Annotated in this window: 13 protein-coding genes; 10 read left to right on the top strand and 3 right to left on the bottom strand. The window is 69.4% G+C overall.

Annotated features, from left to right (window positions below; all coding sequences use genetic code 11):
* The 3 genes from AAF430_20950 to AAF430_20940 form a co-directional block, all read left to right on the top strand.
* On the top strand, positions 1-1,206 hold a 1,206-nt coding region (locus AAF430_20950), incomplete at its 5' end, for an amidohydrolase (protein MEM7412713.1).
* Positions 1,207-1,292: 86 nt separating this feature from the next.
* On the top strand, positions 1,293-3,689 hold the full coding sequence (locus AAF430_20945) for a glycerol-3-phosphate 1-O-acyltransferase (GenBank protein ID MEM7412712.1): 2,397 nt from the start codon (positions 1,293-1,295) through the stop codon (positions 3,687-3,689).
* 66 nt (positions 3,690-3,755) lie between these two features.
* Positions 3,756-4,739 (top strand): NADPH:quinone oxidoreductase family protein, encoded by a 984-nt coding sequence (locus tag AAF430_20940; GenBank protein MEM7412711.1) that lies wholly within the window; start codon positions 3,756-3,758, stop codon positions 4,737-4,739.
* A 9-nt stretch (positions 4,740-4,748) separates the two neighbouring features.
* On the opposite strand, the gene AAF430_20935 is transcribed toward AAF430_20940, so the two are convergent.
* Positions 4,749-6,089: a sodium-dependent transporter gene (locus tag AAF430_20935; GenBank protein ID MEM7412710.1), complete on the bottom strand. Its 1,341-nt coding sequence runs from the start codon at positions 6,087-6,089 to the stop codon at positions 4,749-4,751.
* A gap of 175 nt (positions 6,090-6,264) precedes the next feature.
* On the opposite strand from AAF430_20935, the gene AAF430_20930 reads away from it, so the two are divergent.
* A complete protein-coding gene (locus tag AAF430_20930; protein MEM7412709.1) occupies positions 6,265-7,014 on the top strand; it encodes a VOC family protein in 750 nt (249 codons plus the stop codon).
* Complete coding sequence (locus tag AAF430_20925) at positions 7,011-7,757, top strand: SDR family NAD(P)-dependent oxidoreductase (protein MEM7412708.1); 747 nt, start codon at positions 7,011-7,013, stop codon at positions 7,755-7,757. Before AAF430_20930 ends, AAF430_20925 begins: the two co-directional genes overlap by 4 nt.
* A 46-nt stretch (positions 7,758-7,803) precedes the next feature.
* Here the strand turns inward: AAF430_20925 and AAF430_20920 are convergent, their stop codons facing one another.
* Positions 7,804-8,517, bottom strand: a complete 714-nt coding sequence (locus AAF430_20920; protein ID MEM7412707.1) for a hypothetical protein — start codon at positions 8,515-8,517, stop codon at positions 7,804-7,806.
* Positions 8,518-8,709: 192 nt separating this feature from the next.
* Here AAF430_20920 and AAF430_20915 point away from each other — a divergent pair, with 192 nt between their 5' ends.
* The 3 genes from AAF430_20915 (at position 8,710) to AAF430_20905 (ending at position 12,367) form a co-directional block, all read left to right on the top strand.
* A complete protein-coding gene (locus AAF430_20915) occupies positions 8,710-9,771 on the top strand; it encodes an LLM class flavin-dependent oxidoreductase (GenBank protein ID MEM7412706.1) in 1,062 nt (353 codons plus the stop codon).
* Between the two features lie 14 nt (positions 9,772-9,785).
* Positions 9,786-10,088 (top strand): hypothetical protein, encoded by a 303-nt coding sequence (locus tag AAF430_20910; GenBank protein MEM7412705.1) that lies wholly within the window; start codon positions 9,786-9,788, stop codon positions 10,086-10,088.
* Positions 10,089-10,189: 101 nt separating this feature from the next.
* Positions 10,190-12,367, top strand: coding sequence for a PA0069 family radical SAM protein (locus AAF430_20905; GenBank protein MEM7412704.1), 2,178 nt, complete (start codon positions 10,190-10,192; stop codon positions 12,365-12,367).
* Positions 12,368-12,391: 24 nt separating this feature from the next.
* On the opposite strand, the gene AAF430_20900 is transcribed toward AAF430_20905, so the two are convergent.
* Entirely contained in the window at positions 12,392-13,063 is a 672-nt protein-coding gene (locus tag AAF430_20900; GenBank protein ID MEM7412703.1) for a MerR family transcriptional regulator, read from the bottom strand.
* A gap of 130 nt (positions 13,064-13,193) precedes the next feature.
* Here AAF430_20900 and AAF430_20895 point away from each other — a divergent pair, with 130 nt between their 5' ends.
* Positions 13,194-14,003 carry a Coq4 family protein gene (locus AAF430_20895; protein MEM7412702.1) on the top strand — a complete coding sequence of 270 codons (810 nt, stop codon included), beginning with the start codon at positions 13,194-13,196 and terminating at the stop codon, positions 14,001-14,003.
* 147 nt (positions 14,004-14,150) lie between these two features.
* Positions 14,151-15,020 (top strand): SAM-dependent methyltransferase, encoded by an 870-nt coding sequence (locus AAF430_20890; protein ID MEM7412701.1) that lies wholly within the window; start codon positions 14,151-14,153, stop codon positions 15,018-15,020.
* Position 15,021 lies beyond the last annotated feature (1 nt).

The raw sequence follows: 15,021 nt of genomic DNA, 5'->3' as shown, positions 1-15,021 counted from the left end.
GAAGAGCGCGTGGTCGCCTGGCGCCGCGACTTCCACCAGCACCCGGAACTCTCGAACCGCGAGGTGCGCACGGCCGGCAAGGTCGCCGAACACCTGCGCGCCCTCGGCCTCGAAGTGCGCACCGAGATCGCCCACACGGGCGTGGTCGGCGTGCTGCGCGGCAGCGGGGAAGGGCCGGTGGTAGCGCTGCGTGCCGACATGGATGCGCTGCCCGTCACCGAGGCAACTGGCCTGCCCTTCGCCTCGAAGGTGCGCGCGACCTTTCGCGGTCGCGAGGTCGGTGTCATGCACGCGTGCGGACACGATGCCCACACCGCGATCCTGATGGGCGTCGCCGAAGTACTCACGGGTTTGCGCGGCCGCTTCCCGGGCACGGTGCTCTTCATCTTCCAGCCCGCCGAGGAAGGCGCACCCCCCGGCGAGAAGGGCGGTGCCGGCCTGATGCTCGAAGAGGGCGTCTTCGACGATCCGACCCCGGACGTGATCTTCGGCCTGCACGTGACGTCGCGTCAGGACTTCGGTGTGATCGGGCTGCGGGCGGGCGGCGCGATGGCCAGCTCCGACCGCATGACGATCACCGTGCGCGGCAGCCAGACCCACGCGGCCTATCCGTGGGACGGTGTCGATCCGATCGCCGTCGCCTCGCGCATCGTGCTCGCGCTCCAGGCCATTCCCGCCCGGCGGGTCGACACGCGCATCCCGGGCATCGTGTCCTTTGGCGCGATCCACGGTGGCGTGCGCAACAACATCATCCCCGAGGAAGTCGAGCTGCTCGGTACGATCCGCGCGCTGGGCCCCGAGGTGCGCGAAGGCCTTCACACGAAGGTGAAGAGCACGGCCGAGGGCATCGCCGCGAGCTTCGGTGCCACGGCCGACGTCGAGATCCGCCGTGGCAACCCGGTGACCTGGAACGACCCGGACTGGACGCGACGGGTCCGACCGACACTCGAACGTGTTGCCGGCGCCGACAAGCTCGAGGAGCCCCTGCCCTGGACCGGAGCGGAGGACTTTGCCCGCTACCAGGAGCGCGTGCCCGGCGTGTACTTCTTCCTGGGCGTGAATCCACCGGGCTTGCCGCTGACCGAGGCAGCGCCCAACCACTCGCCCCACTTCCAGGTGGACGAGGCCGCGCTGCCGATCGGCGTCCGGGCCCTTTCCGAGCTCGCCCTCCAGACCCTGCGAGACGCGCTGCCCGCCGCCCGTTGACTCCCGGAAGCCCGCTGAGGCTTCCTGCCCCTCGAAACGCCAGAAAACGCCGTTCTGGCTGGGTTTTCCGGTGATAGACTGGCCCGGTGACGTCGGCGCTCTCCCAGGCCCTGCGCGACGAGCCCCCGTGGCCGGGGACGACTCCGCGCCAGCGCATCCTCTACCTGCTGGATGCCTCGAGTGGCTTCGAGCGGAAGCTGTTGCTCGCCTGGATTGCGCGCAATCGTCCGGAGGCGACCGCCGTCGAAGCGAGCCCCGAACCCGAGACGGTGAAGCTGCCCCCGTCGCGCCGGCGGGTACCGGTCTCGCTGGAACCGCTCGAGCAACACCTCGCGGCCGGTGAGGAGCTGCTGCTGGCACCGCTTCGTGTCGCCTGGATCCCGCGCAAGCGCGACGGCGTGCGCTCGGCGCGCTTCTCCGACGTGCTGCGCCTGGGCGACCCGCGCGACCCGGGCCCGCTGCGCCAGCGCGCGATCTATCGCCGCGAACGCGACCGCTGCCGGATCGTGGCCGGTGAACCGGCGCCGGCCAGTGAGTTGCGCCAACGCTGGCGGGCCTCGGTGGGCAGCGACCTCGGCGAGACCACGGGCTTCGCCGAGTTCGTGTCACGACAGGCGCACCTCGCCCTCGAGCGGGCCGAGCGACTCCTGCGCGGCGCCCGTTACAAGGTGCCGCGCCTGGTCCACGAGGACATCCTGGCGCGTCCCGGCTTCCGGGGCGGCCTCGCCCAGCTCGCCCGCAGCGAGGACATCCGACCGAAGCGCGTGCGCAAGGACGCCGCGCGCTACCTGCGCGAGATCGCCGCGACCCACAGCACCTTCGTCATCGACCTGGTCGCCCGGCTGATCCGCCTCTTCTACACCCAGGGCTATTCGGAATCGATCCACTACGACCGCGCCAAGCTCGAACGCATCCGCGCCCTCGCCCAGCAGCACTCGGTCGTCTTCCTGCCGACCCACAAGTCGAACCTCGACCACCTCGTGCTCCAGTACATGCTGCACGAGAACGGCCTGCCGCCGAACCACACCGCCGGCGGCATCAACATGAACTTCTTCCCGCTCGGCCCCCTCGTGCGCCGCAGCGGCGTGTTCTTCATCCGGCGCACGTTCAAGGACAACGAGGTCTACAAGTTCGTCCTGCGCCACTACGTCGACTACCTGGTCGAGAAGCGCTTCCCCCTCGAGTGGTACATCGAGGGCGGACGCTCGCGCTCGGGAAAGCTGCTGCCGCCGCGCTTCGGGATGCTCGCCTACGTAGTCGACGCCTACCGGCGCGGGAAGAGCGAAGACGTCTCGCTGATTCCCGTCTCGATTGCCTACGACCAGATCTCGGACGTCCAGGACTACGCCGCCGAGCAACAGGGTGCCGCGAAGCAGAAGGAGAGCTTCGGTTGGATGGTCGGGTGGGTCCGGCGCATGCGGCGGCGCTACGGCGGCATCCACATCGACTTCGGCGAACCGGTCTCGCTGGCGAAGGCCCTCGGCCCTGCGGATCCGAGCAGGGAGAGCAACCCCGACGAGAAGAACCTCGAGCTGCAGAAGCTGGCCTTCGAGGTCTGCGTCCGCATCAACGGCGCGACACCCATCACGCCGATCTCGCTGGTGACGCTCGCGCTGCTCGGCGCCGGCGGTCAGGCTCAAACCCTCGCCGAGGTGTCGCTGCGGTTGAAGAACCTGCTCGCCGCCGTCGCGCGCCGCCAGCTCCCGAACACGGGTCTCGAAGAGCTCGAGGCTCCGGAGGGCCTCGAGCGGGTGCTCGAGGCACTCGCCGAGAACGAGGTGGTCGATCGCTTCGCCGAGGGCCACGAGTGCGTCTACCGGATTGGCTCGGACCGCGAGCTCGCCGCCGCGTACTACCGCAACTCGATCATCCACTTCTTCGTGAACCCCGCGATCGTCGAAGTCGCACTCCTCGACTCGACCGAAGCGCCCGACGAAGAGCGCGTCGGTCGCTTCTGGCAGACCGCCATGGATCTGCGCGATCTCCTGAAGTTCGAGTTCTTCTTCGCGGAGAAGGACGTCTTCCGCGGCGAACTCCGCCAGGAGCTCGCGTCCCTCGACCCCCAGTGGGAGATCGCGCTCGAGAAGGGTGTCGACGCCACCCAGGATCTGGTGAAGCGCTCGAAGCCCTTCAACGCCCACCGTGTGCTGCGCCCGTTCCTCGAGTCGTACCGAATCGTCGCGGACCGCCTGGAACGCCAGGAGCCCGACGAAGCGATCGATCGCCAGGCGTTCGTATCCGACTGCCTGGGACTCGGCCGCCAGTACCACCTGCAGCGACGCATCCGCAGCGCGGCCTCGATCTCGCAGGTCCTCTTCCAGACCGCGCTGAAGATCGCCGAGAACCGGGGCCTGCTCGGCACGGGCGACGAAGCCCTCGCCCGCGCCCGCCGCGACTTCGCGGAAGAGATCCGGGTGGCACTGCGTCACATCGACGCGATCGACGTGCTCGCCGCGAGCCGCCGCACGGGCCTGATCGACTGACCCACGCCGCTGCGCGAGGGATCCACGCCTCGGACCGACCGGCCCAACTTCGAGAGGAGCGCCCCCGTGAAAGCCTGGCAGATCACCGCGGCAGGAGAACCCGTCGACGTGCTGCGCTGCGTCGACGTCGAACGGCCCGCGCTACCGCCGGGACACGTACGGATTCAGGTCGACGCTGTCGCCGTCGGCTTCCCCGACGTCTTGATGTGTCGCGGCACTTACGTGTTCAAGCCGCCGCTGCCCTTCACCCCGGGCCAGGAGTGTGTCGGGCGTGTGCTCGAGTGTGCGTCCGACGTCACCCAGTTCGCAGTGGGCGATCGCGTGATGGGCATCGTGTCCTTCTACACGGGCCACGGCGCGTACGCCGAAGAGTCGATCGCGCCGGCGTCGAGCCTCTACCCGGCCGACGACAAGATCTCCGACGCGGAAGCGGCGGGCTTCTGCATCGCCTACCACACCGCCCACGTCGCCCTCGATCTACGCGCGGGCCTTCGGGCCGGCGAGACGCTGCTCGTTCACGGCGCCTCGGGCGGCACGGGCATGGCCGCCATCCAGCTCGGAAAGGCCCTCGGCGCGCGCGTCGTGGCCTGCGCGGGGGGCGATGAGAAGACCGCCCTGGCCCGCGAGCTCGGCGCCGACCTGGTGATCGACCACCGCAGCGAAGACTTCGTGGCTGCCGTCCGCGCATTCACGAACGACGCCGGTGCCAACGTGATCTACGACCCGGTGGGCGGCGAGATCTACGAGCGCTCCTTCGACTGCCTGGCCACCCACGGGCGCATCCTGCCGATCGGCTTCGCCTGCGGGCGCTGGGGCGAGACCCCGCTCGGGAAGATCATTCTCGCCAACGTGTCGATCGTGACCGCGTCGCCGCCCGGCGGCGACTACCCGGAGCAACTCGCCTATCACGCGGCGCTGCTCGAACGCGCCAGCCAGGGCCAGCTGCGCGTGCACGTCGATGCGACCGTCGACTTCGATCACGTCCCCGACGGCGTGCAGCGGGTCTCCGACCGCGCCTCGATGGGCCGCGTGGTCGTGAAGCTGCGCTAGCAGCGGCGGCTAGCTCCCGCCGCCGAAGAGCCCGACGATCGCCCAGAAGGTGGCCGGCACCGACTGGACCAGCACGAAGCCGAGGAAGAGCGGCACCACGTAGCGCAGCAGGGTCAGCCAGCCGCCGAGCCACGACACGCCCTCGGCACCGGCCTTCACTTCGGCCAGCGGATCCTCCATGAACCAGCCGGTGAACAGGCAGAGCGCGAAGCCGCCGCCGAGCAGCAGGATGTTGTTGGCGATCTGGTCCGAGACATCGAGGACGTTGATGTCGAAGGCCGCGAAGCAGCCGAGCGCAGCGATCGCGGCGCCCGAGATCCAGGCCGCCTTCGCCCGACTCCAGCCGAGGCCGTCCATCGCCGACGACACCACCACCTCGAGCAGCGACATCGCCGAGGTGAGCGCGCCGACGATCAGGGCCGAGAAGAACAGGATGCCGACCACCTGCCCCACCCCGCCCATCGACGCGAAAGCGCCGGGCAGGGTGATGAAGAGCGCGCCGATCGTGCTGCCGCTCACCTGGTCCGAGATACCCAGCGCGAAGATCAGCGGGAAGACGACCAGCCCGGCCACGAAGGCGATGGCCATGTCGGCGCCGGCGATCACGACCGACTGGTTCGGCAGGTTCTGGTCGCGGTCGAGATAGCTCGCGTAGGTGAGCATCGCGCCCATCCCGAGACTCAGGCTGAAGAAGGACTGACCCGCCGCGTCCTTGATCACCTCGGCGTCCCAGAGCTTCGAGAAGTCGGCGGTCAGGTAGTAGGTGTAGCCGGGCCCTGCCCCGTCCAGGGTGGAGGCGTAGATCGCGAGCCCGAGCACGATCGCGAAGAGCATGGGCATCAGCACGAGCGAGGTGCGTTCGATGCCGGTCTTCACCCCGCCGCCGACGATCGCGATCGTCACGAGCATGAAGCCCAGGTGGAAGGCCAGCGCGTCCCAACCCTCGGAGATGTCACCGAACCGATCGGCAATGCCCGCATCGAATCCGCCAACGATGGCGAGCCCCGCATAGCGGACCGTCCAGCCGGCGATCACGCTGTAGTAGGAGAGGATCAGGAAACCGGCCGCGACGAAGACGACGCCGAGCGGCTTCCAAGCGCCGCCGCCGTAGTGGGCCAGCGCCCGGATCGGGCTCTGCTGGGAGCCACGCCCGATCGTGAGCTCGGCGATCAAGACCGGCAGCCCGACGGTCAGCGTCAGAACCAGGTACAGGATGACGAAGGCGGCGCCGCCGTTCTCCGCCGCGAGGTAGGAGAAGCGCCACATGTTGCCGAGCCCTACGGCGGAACCCACCGCGGCCAGCACGAAGCCCGCACGGCTCGACCAACGCTCGCGACCCGGACCTGCCATTCCATCCCCCTTGGTGCCCGCGCAGCTCCCGGTGCGGGAAGGCATCGCGTGGCGTCGGCTTCGGGCCCGCGCGGCCCGATCTGCGCTGTCCCAGGGGGTCGGTCAGTCGCGCCCGGAGGTTAACCCCAGGCCTGGCGACGCCACCAGGGCATCCGGGTCGCTACTGTGGGCGCGCATGCAGCCCCTCCTGCTCGACCACGTCGCCTTCGGCATCACCGCCATCGAACCCGTCGCCGCGTTCCTGGTCGGGACCCTGGGCGGTCGCGAACGCGACGTCGGCCCGGGCGGCGCGTTCCTGTGGTGGCAGTGGGAGTTCGAGGGCGGTGGCTCCCTCGAGATGCTCCTGCCCGACGGCCCGCCCGATGGGTTCCTCCACCGCTTCCTGGCCATGCGCGGCCCCGGCGCCCACCACGTCACCTTCAAGGTGCGGGATATCCACGAGAGCCTCGAGGAGGCGCGCAGCCTCGGCTACACGCCGGTGGGTTTCGACGACAGCCACCCGAGCTGGCTCGAAGCCTTCCTCCACCCGAAGGAGGCCCAGGGCATCGTCGTGCAGCTCGCCGAGTCGCACCCCGAGCTGAGCGGCGAAGTCCCGCGCCAGCCCTTCCCGACAGCGCCGAGCCCGGCTCCGCTCTCGCGGGTCGTGGGCCTGCGCTTCGCCGCGCGCTCGGAAGCGCGCGCCCGGAAACAGTGGGAGACGCTGCTCGGCGGCAAGGCCGCGTCGTTGCGCGATGGCATCGCCTTCTCCTACCCGAACTCGGCCCTTCGGATCGCGGTGCAGATCGACCCGAGCGCCGACGAGGGCCCCGTCGCACTCGAAGTCGCGGCGCCCCATTCGCTGGCCCTGCCCGAGGGACCGCACCCGCTCTTCGGGCTCCCCCTCGTGCAGATCCCCTTTCCCCCAACGGAGGCACCCACGTCGTGATCGATCTCTCCGGCAGCAAAGCCCTCGTCACCGGCGCCTCGCGCGGCATCGGTCGTGCCATCGCCAAAGCCTTCGCCGAAGCCGGCGCGGATGTCGCGATCGGCTATCGACGCGACACCGACGCGGCCGTGTCGATCCAGCAGGAGATCGAAGCGCTCGGACGCAGCGCGCCGATCTTCGCCGCCGACGTGCGCGAGGGGGAAGCCGTCGCCGCGATGGTGAACGGCGCCCACGAAGCCCTCGGCGGACTCGACATCGTGGTGGCGAACGCCGGCGTACCGACCCGCTTCGAGCCGCTCCATGAGGTAGACCCGGGCTACTGGCAGCGCGTGCTCGACATCGACCTGAACGGCGTCTTCCACACCCTGCACGCGTCGCTGCCGCTGCTGCAGGCCCAGAAGAACGGCGTGATCCTGACCGTGTCGTCGATCGCCGCCGACGGCTGCGCCGCGAACGGCGGGCCGTACGTCGCGGCGAAGGCCGCCGTGAACGCCCTCTCGAAGGTGGTGGCCCGCGAGAACGCAAAGCACGGCGTGCGTTGCAACGTGATCGCCCCCGGCCTGATCGCCACCGACATCGCCGACGGCATGATGGCCGAGCACGGCGACTCGCTGGTGAAGGCGATCCCCCTGCGTCGCATGGGGACGCCCGAAGAGGTCGGGCAGATGGCGGTCTACCTGGCGTCCGAGCAGGCGGCCTGGATCACCGGGAAGGTCTTCCGCATCGACGGGGGGCAGTGGTAGGAGGCGACCGCGGCGGTCGCCCCCGCACCCCACGCTGGACGCGGCGCTACTTCGCGAAGGCCTTGTCGACCGCCCGTCTCACGCCGGCATGTGCCCCGGTCGGCAGGAAGCTGCCGTGGGCCGCGATCAGCGCGTCGAAGTCGAGCTCCAGGAGCCGACGGAACTCGCCCTCCAACGACTGGCCCTCGCGCGTCATGATCTTCAGCCAGACCGGCCCGACGATCGTCGTCTTCGGAAAACCGATGAACGGCATCATGATGCGGGCCGGCAGGTTGTTGTGGCGGTAGTCGCCGTAGTGCTGGATCGCGTCGCAGGTGACGAGCAGCCCCGGGCCCTTGTGAAGCAACAACATCGCTTCGGCCTGTACGGTTTCTTCGAAACGGAAGAGGGTGGCCTCGGGGATGGGCAAGGGACCACCCGGCTCGACCACGTGATCGGCCTTCGGCTCGGGGTACGCCTCGGAAGGACCCGGCGTCCAGAGCTCGGCGCCCGTGGTGTCCTTCCAGTAGGGGTCGTCGAGACCGTGCATCGGGCCGAGGCGCAGCAGGTGCTTCACGGTGCCAAGGGTGCGCAGCCGGGCCTCTTCGGTGTCGGACAGGCGGATCGGGTCCACCAGGGTGAGCTCACCGGCATGGCGCACGATCACCATGTTGCGGGTGATCCGCATCAGCCGGTTCAGCGGGATCGATCCCCGCACCAGGAAGACGTCGGGACCGATCTCCTCGATCGGGTCGTGGGGATAGGCGGGCGGATACGACACGGGGCCTCCAGTTTCCAGCGATTCCCGTCGGCGGTCGGCATGCCGTCGGCGGAAGCGGCCGAGGCCTCCGGGCGCGGAGTCTCGAACCAGGTGGGGTGAGGGCGTGTGGCGGAGCAGCGGCTCCGAAGCTCGCGTGGAAGCCCCGGTGCTCTGGTAGTTTGGATCGCGCCAACCGGTTTGTGGAGCCTTTTCGTGTCCGAGCCCGCATCTTCCGCCCCCGAGGTCGCCTGGTTCGCAGCGCTCTGCGACGACGACGCCGAGTACCTCGGGGTTCCGAACCCTCACTTGGTGAGTTCCTGGGAGCACTGCGGAGACATCGTCCGACGCGCCGACCGCGGCGGCTTCGACAACTGCCTGTTGCCGTCGGGATACGCCCTCGGCATCGACTCGATCGCGTTCGCCGGTGGGGTCGCCCCCCAGTTGGAACAGTTGAAGCTGCTGGTGGCGGTGCGCTGCGGAGAGCTCTGGCCGCCGATGCTGGCGCGCCAGCTCGCCACCCTCGACCAGATGCTCGGCGGCCGCCTCACGGTGAACATCATCTCGAGCGATCTCGCCGGGGCGCCGGTGCCCTCCGCCCCGCGCTACGCGCGCTCGGTGGAGGTGATGCAGATCCTGCGCGCGCTCCTGAACGGCGAGGCCGTGTCGCACCAGGGCGAGTGGTATCAGCTCGAAGTCGACCCGCCGCGCCTCAGGACCGTGAGCGGACGCTGCCCGCCCTTCTACTTCGGCGGCTTCAGCGAGGACGCGCGCGAAGCCGCGGCCCAGGCGGCCGACGTGTTCTTGATGTGGCCGGATCGTCTCGAGGCCGTGGCCGAGGTGCTCGACGACATGCGCGCGCGGGCGACGCAGCACGGGCGCACGCTGCGCTTCGGCTACCGCGTGCACGTGATCGTGCGCGAGCGCGAGTCCGATGCGCGCGACGCCGCACGCAAGCTCGTCTCGAAGCTCGAGGACGCCGCGGGGGCCGCGATCCGTCAGCACTCCCTCGATCACGCGTCGGCCGGCGTCGCGCGGCAGGCCGCGGTGCGCAGCGAGGCCGACGACGAGGGCTACGTCGAAGCGAATCTGTGGACGGGGATCGGCCGGGCGCGCAGCGGCTGTGGCGCCGCGCTCGTCGGCGACCCGGACCAGGTGGTGGCGAAGCTGCGGGCCTACCAGGCCCTCGGCATCGAATCATTCATTCTCTCCGGCTATCCCCACGCGGAAGCGTGCGACCTCGTCGCGCGCCACGTGTTGCCAGCGCTGCGCGCGTGAAAGGAATCGACATCATGAACACGAGACTCTGGCTGTGCGGCATCGGCGTGGCGAGCACGCTCGTCTTTGCTCTGGTGGGCTGCGCATCGGAACCCGGCACCTGCAAGAACGCGAGCAGCAAGAGCTGCTGGAGCTACCCCGAGGACCAGGCCACGGCTTTCGAGCGCGACTGGCGCCGCTGCCGACGCGACGCGCGCAACCGGGCGCGCGGAGACCTGATCCTCTTCGAGCGCCGGCTCGAGATCTGCCTCGGGAACCGCGGGTACGTGTACGGCCCGGCGGACGCCGAAGACCCGCCTGCCGCTGACACCGAGTAGCTCCCGCCGACACCGAATAGGATTGGAAGCTCCGATTGCAGGACAGGTCGGGTGTCCCCCGATGCGTTGACTGGACTCGATTTTCGCTATATTTTCGCCTCATGGCGACACCCTCCAAGCCGACCGACGCGGCGCCGCAACCCCTCGACTTAGAAGCGGAATCGCCGGAAACGCCGGCCCGGCGGTTGGCGTCGGTGCGGCCGCGCAGCGCGGCCCGGGTAGTCGCGCGAGGCAGCCAGGAGAACCCGGCGAACCGCTTCGATCGGCTCGCCTACTCCGACGCCCCCGAGTTCGTCCACGACGCCCCCGCCGACCCCACGGACAGCGAGCGCCCGCTGGCGACGCGCTACTTCCGCGATCCGTCGCGCACCCTGCTCGCGCGCAACCAGAGCCCGGACATCGGCTTCGATGTCAGCCTGAACCCGTACCGGGGCTGCAGTCACGGTTGCAGCTATTGCCTGGCGCCGGACACGCCGGTGCTCGGTGCGGACTTCGTCTGGCGGCCGATCGGGGAGCTCCGTGTCGGGGACGAGCTGCTCGGCTTCGACGAATACCCGCCGGCTCCCGGCATCCCGCGCCGCCTCCGACGCTCCCGCGTCGAAGCGGTGTGGGCGTCGCGCAAGCCCACGCAAAGGCTGATCACCCGACACGCAGACGTCACGACGACTGCGGAGCACCGCTGGCTGCAACACGGTGCGTTTCGCTGGTCGCGCACCGAGCAGCTTGCGCCCGGGCGCCTGCTTCGACACATGCCCCACACGAACCATGAGCCCATCGATGACGACTATCGGATCGGGTACATCGCCGGCATGACGTTGGGAGACGGGACGTTTCGATACGAGCCCGGCTGGCGAAGTGACAAGCTCGGATTCCCCGCGGCGTACTGGCGGGTAGCGCTCGTCGATCGGGAGCCCCTCGAACGGCTGCGCTCGTATCTGATGGGGTTCGGTGTGCCAGTCGAGATTCGACCCTTCTTCCGCGGCACGGAGACCCGCAAGCCGTTGGAGAAGGTCGAGACCCGGTCGCTAGGCCGACTCGCGACGATCCACAAGCTGGTAGGTGCCGAGTTGGAGACTCGAAGCTATCGGCGCGGATTCCTAGCGGGGTTCTTCGATGCTGAAGGTCACCAGAGCGGCTCGCTCCGAATCACTCAGGTCGACCTCGGCGTGCTCGATCGGGTCGCGTTCTATGCGCGCAGCCTCGGCTTCCAGATGAAGCTCGAGACGCAGAGCGATCGCGCGAGTACGCTTCGCCTGGTCGGCTCCGTCGTCGAGAGAATCCGGTGGTTCAGCACACTCGAGCCCGCGATCGCCCGCAAGCGCGAATCGGTCTTCGGAACCATGGCGCAGCTCGCTGCGGAGCCGATCGAAGCCATCGAAAGCGGACCACCCCAGGACGTCGTCGACATCCAGACGTCGACCGGGACGTTCTACGCAGCTGGCCTCGCCACTCACAACTGCTACGCGCGCCCGAGCCACGAGTACCTCGGGCTGTCCGCGGGGCTCGACTTCGAGACCCACATCCTCGTGAAGGAAGACGCGCCCGAGCTGCTCGCGCGCACGTTGAGTTCGCCCCGCTGGGAGCCGCAGGTCGTGGCCATCGGCGCGGTCACCGACCCCTATCAACCCGTCGAGCGCCAGACCCAGCTCACGCGTCGCTGCCTCCAGGTGTTCGCGCGCTTCCGCAACCCGTGCGCGATCATCACGAAGAGCGGCCTGGTCACGCGCGATCTCGACGTGCTCACCCAGCTGGCCGCGCATCGCGCGGTGTCGGTGAGCGTCTCGATCACCAGCCTCGACGATGGCATTCGTCGCGCGATGGAGCCGCGGGCCTCGTCGCCGAAGGAGCGGCTGCGGGCGGTGCGCGCCCTCGCCGACGCCGGCATCCCGACGACGGTGATGGTCGCGCCGATCGTGCCGGGCCTGACCGACCACGAGATCCCGAAGCTGGTCGAAGCCGCGGCCGAGGCCGGCGCGTCGCGGGTGCGGCCGATCGTGCTGCGTCTGCCGAACGGCGTCGCCGACCTCTTCGAGGCCTGGCTCGAGCGCCACTTCCCCGAGCGCGCGGCGAAGGTGATGAACCGGGTGCGCTCGCTGCGCGGCGGGCGTCGGAACGATCCGCGCTTCTTCAGCCGCATGCGCGGCGAGGGCGTCTACGCGAAGCAGATCGAATCGATGTTCGCGCTGGCCAGCCAGCGCGCCGGCCTCGACGCCGCGCCGCTGCCGCTCTCGACCGAAGCCTTCCTGCGCCCGGGCGGCCAGCAGCTGACGCTGCTCTAGCGCGGGGCTGCGACGCGACGGGCGCTACGGCTCCCCGCGCTCACTCGCCATCCAGCGCATCACCAACGCGCTGCGCAGCAGGTGCACCACCACCGGTTCCAGCAACAGAATGCCGACGAGGCCGAAACGCGTGGCCTCCACCAGGTCCTCGTCGGGGTCGGGCGCACGCCCTTCGAACCCGCGGTAGGCGTGCTCCGAGAGCTCCCACATCGCGCCCGCGAAATCTCGCAGACGCGCGACGGGATAGGCCGGGTCGACGTGGCGTCGGAGCTGGAGGATCGCGTCGGTGAGTCGGTCCACCGGAAGATGTCGCGGGTACGCGTGCGCCGCGTCGGGAACCCAGTCGAGGGACAGCACGAGCTCTTCCACCTCGCGCCGCACGCGTTCGAACTCGGCATCCTCTTCCTCGCTCCGCTGTCGATCGGGCAGCGGCGAGATCGCGACCAGCGCCGCACCCACCGGGTCCGGGCTGCGCTTCTTGCGGATCTGTCGGAGCACTTCGCGGATGTCGCCGACCGACAAGCCCGCGACCTCACGCAGGGTGGAGATCAGCGCGAGGCGCTCGAGGTGGGTGGGGCCGTAGCTCGCCTGGTTGGGCGCAGACGTGTCGCCGCGCGGAAGCAGACCCTCGCGGATGTAGAACTTGATCGCCGAGAGCGGCACGCCACTCCGCTGAGCCAGCTGCTGAATGCGCAATCCAATCCCTCCGCATCGGCCTGGGTCCGGCCGGCGAAACTGTACATTCCAAATATGGATAGTGTACTATCCATTATCTCGATCGAACCCCGACGTACTTGATCGCCCCCCAACGCGCGCCGGAGGCCCCATGCTGCTCCTTTCCGTACTCGCCGCGCTCTGGATGCGTCTCTCCCCACCACACCCGGTCCAGTGGGGCCGCGCGGTTCGCGCGATCCGCGCCATGCAGCGCGACCCCGAGCGGTCCGACCTGATCTTCGAACTGAACGCGGCCCTGGCCGGGGACGACGTCGAGCGCCAGTTCCAGTTCTTCCTGGCCGAACCCGATGCGCCGGAGCTCCTGCGGCGACGCCCTTCCCTGCTGGCGCTCCTCTCCGACTTCTCGCGTCTCCGCGCTTTGCCGCCCGACACGCTCGGGCATGCGTATCTACGCCTGATGGAAGCGAACGGTCGGACGGCCGACGGGTTGCGTCGCGAGTCCGAGAAGGTCGCTTCCTATCTTCGGCTCTCGCCGGGTGCCGAACGGCGCTGGTACACCGAGCGCGTCCACTGCGTGCACGACCTGCTCCACGTCCTGACCGGGTACGGACAAGACCCGGCGGGCGAAGCGGCGCTGCTGGCCTTCTACGACGGATGGAATGCCCAGCGCCGACGCGTGCGGGTGGTGCGCTTCGGGATGATCACGTCGCTGCTGTCGGGTCCGCGCGCGACCTGGCTCCGGGCAGCGCGGTTCTCGTTGTGGGCCCGCCGCCGAGGAAAGGACGCGCGGATCCCGCTCTCCTTCGCCTGGGAGTCAGCGCTACCCCGCCCCCTCGACGAGGTGCGGGCCGCGCTGCGCATCGACGCCCCCCGGCGCGCGCACCCGGAAGGCGTGCTGCAGGGCGGAGTCGATACGCCGTGGCGCGCGATTCCGTTCTCGGAAGCTCCACCTGTGCGCTGAGCGCCCGGTGTCCGGTGTCCGGTCGTCACGCCCGAGTAGGCCGATCGGACCCGAGTCGCGCGACTCGGGTACTTGCGCCCAGCGAGGATATTTTATATAAAACGGTCATTCGATTTATATCAATGCGACTCGAATCGGAGCCCTACCGTGAGCCACAGCAGCACCGCCGAGTTCATGGCCCTCTTCCGCGCCCTCGAGAGTCGGCGCCCGCGCGAGGCGCGGCTCTTCTGCGACCCGCTGGCCGAGCGCTTTCTGCGCCCCTCGCTGCGAGGCCTGTGTCGCGTCGCCCAGACCGGCGCGGGCGAGACGCTGGTCGGCGCACTCGACCGACTCTGGCCAGGCGCCCGCGCTTCGGGCATCGCCCGTACCCGCTGGATCGACGACAGGGTCCTCGCCTCGTTGCAAGCGGGTGCCCGCCAACTCGTGCTGCTCGGCGCCGGCTTCGACTGCCGCGCCCATCGGCTCGCTTCCGCCGTGCCGGGACCGATCTTCGAGGTCGACCGGCCCGCGACGCAGCGGCGCAAAGCCCAACTCGTCGGTGCGCCGGTCGATGTCGGCTACGGGCCCCGCTATGTGCCCTGCGACTTCGAGAACGACGCGCTCCGCGAATGCCTCGAAGCGGCTGGCTTCGACGGCGTGACACCTACCGTGTTCGTGCTCGAAGGCGTCACGAACTACCTCTCGACCGACGCGGTCGACGCCTTGTTCGCGGACATCCGCACCCTCACTCCCGCCTCGTGGATCGTCTTCACGTATGTCGACGCCGCGGCCCTCCCTGCGATGCAATCGAACGCCGACGGCTGGTGGCTACGCCAGACCCTCCGCGCCGTGCGCGAGCCCTGGACCTTCGGGATCGCACCCGAACAACTCGAGCCGTTTCTGTCCGAGCGCGGCTTCGATCTCCTCGAAGACGTCGGCTCGGCAGACGTGCGTCGCCGGTACGGCACCGACTCGGAACCGCGAGGTTACGAGTTCTATCGGTTCGCGGTCGCCGCGACTCGCTCGGTGAGGAGCTAGC

This window comes from Myxococcota bacterium (assembly GCA_039030075.1).
GTDB lineage: Bacteria > Myxococcota_A > UBA9160 > UBA9160 > SMWR01 > JAHEJV01.
The sequence above is the reverse complement of the archived record's forward strand: the minus strand, read 5'-3'. Positions and strand labels throughout refer to the sequence as shown.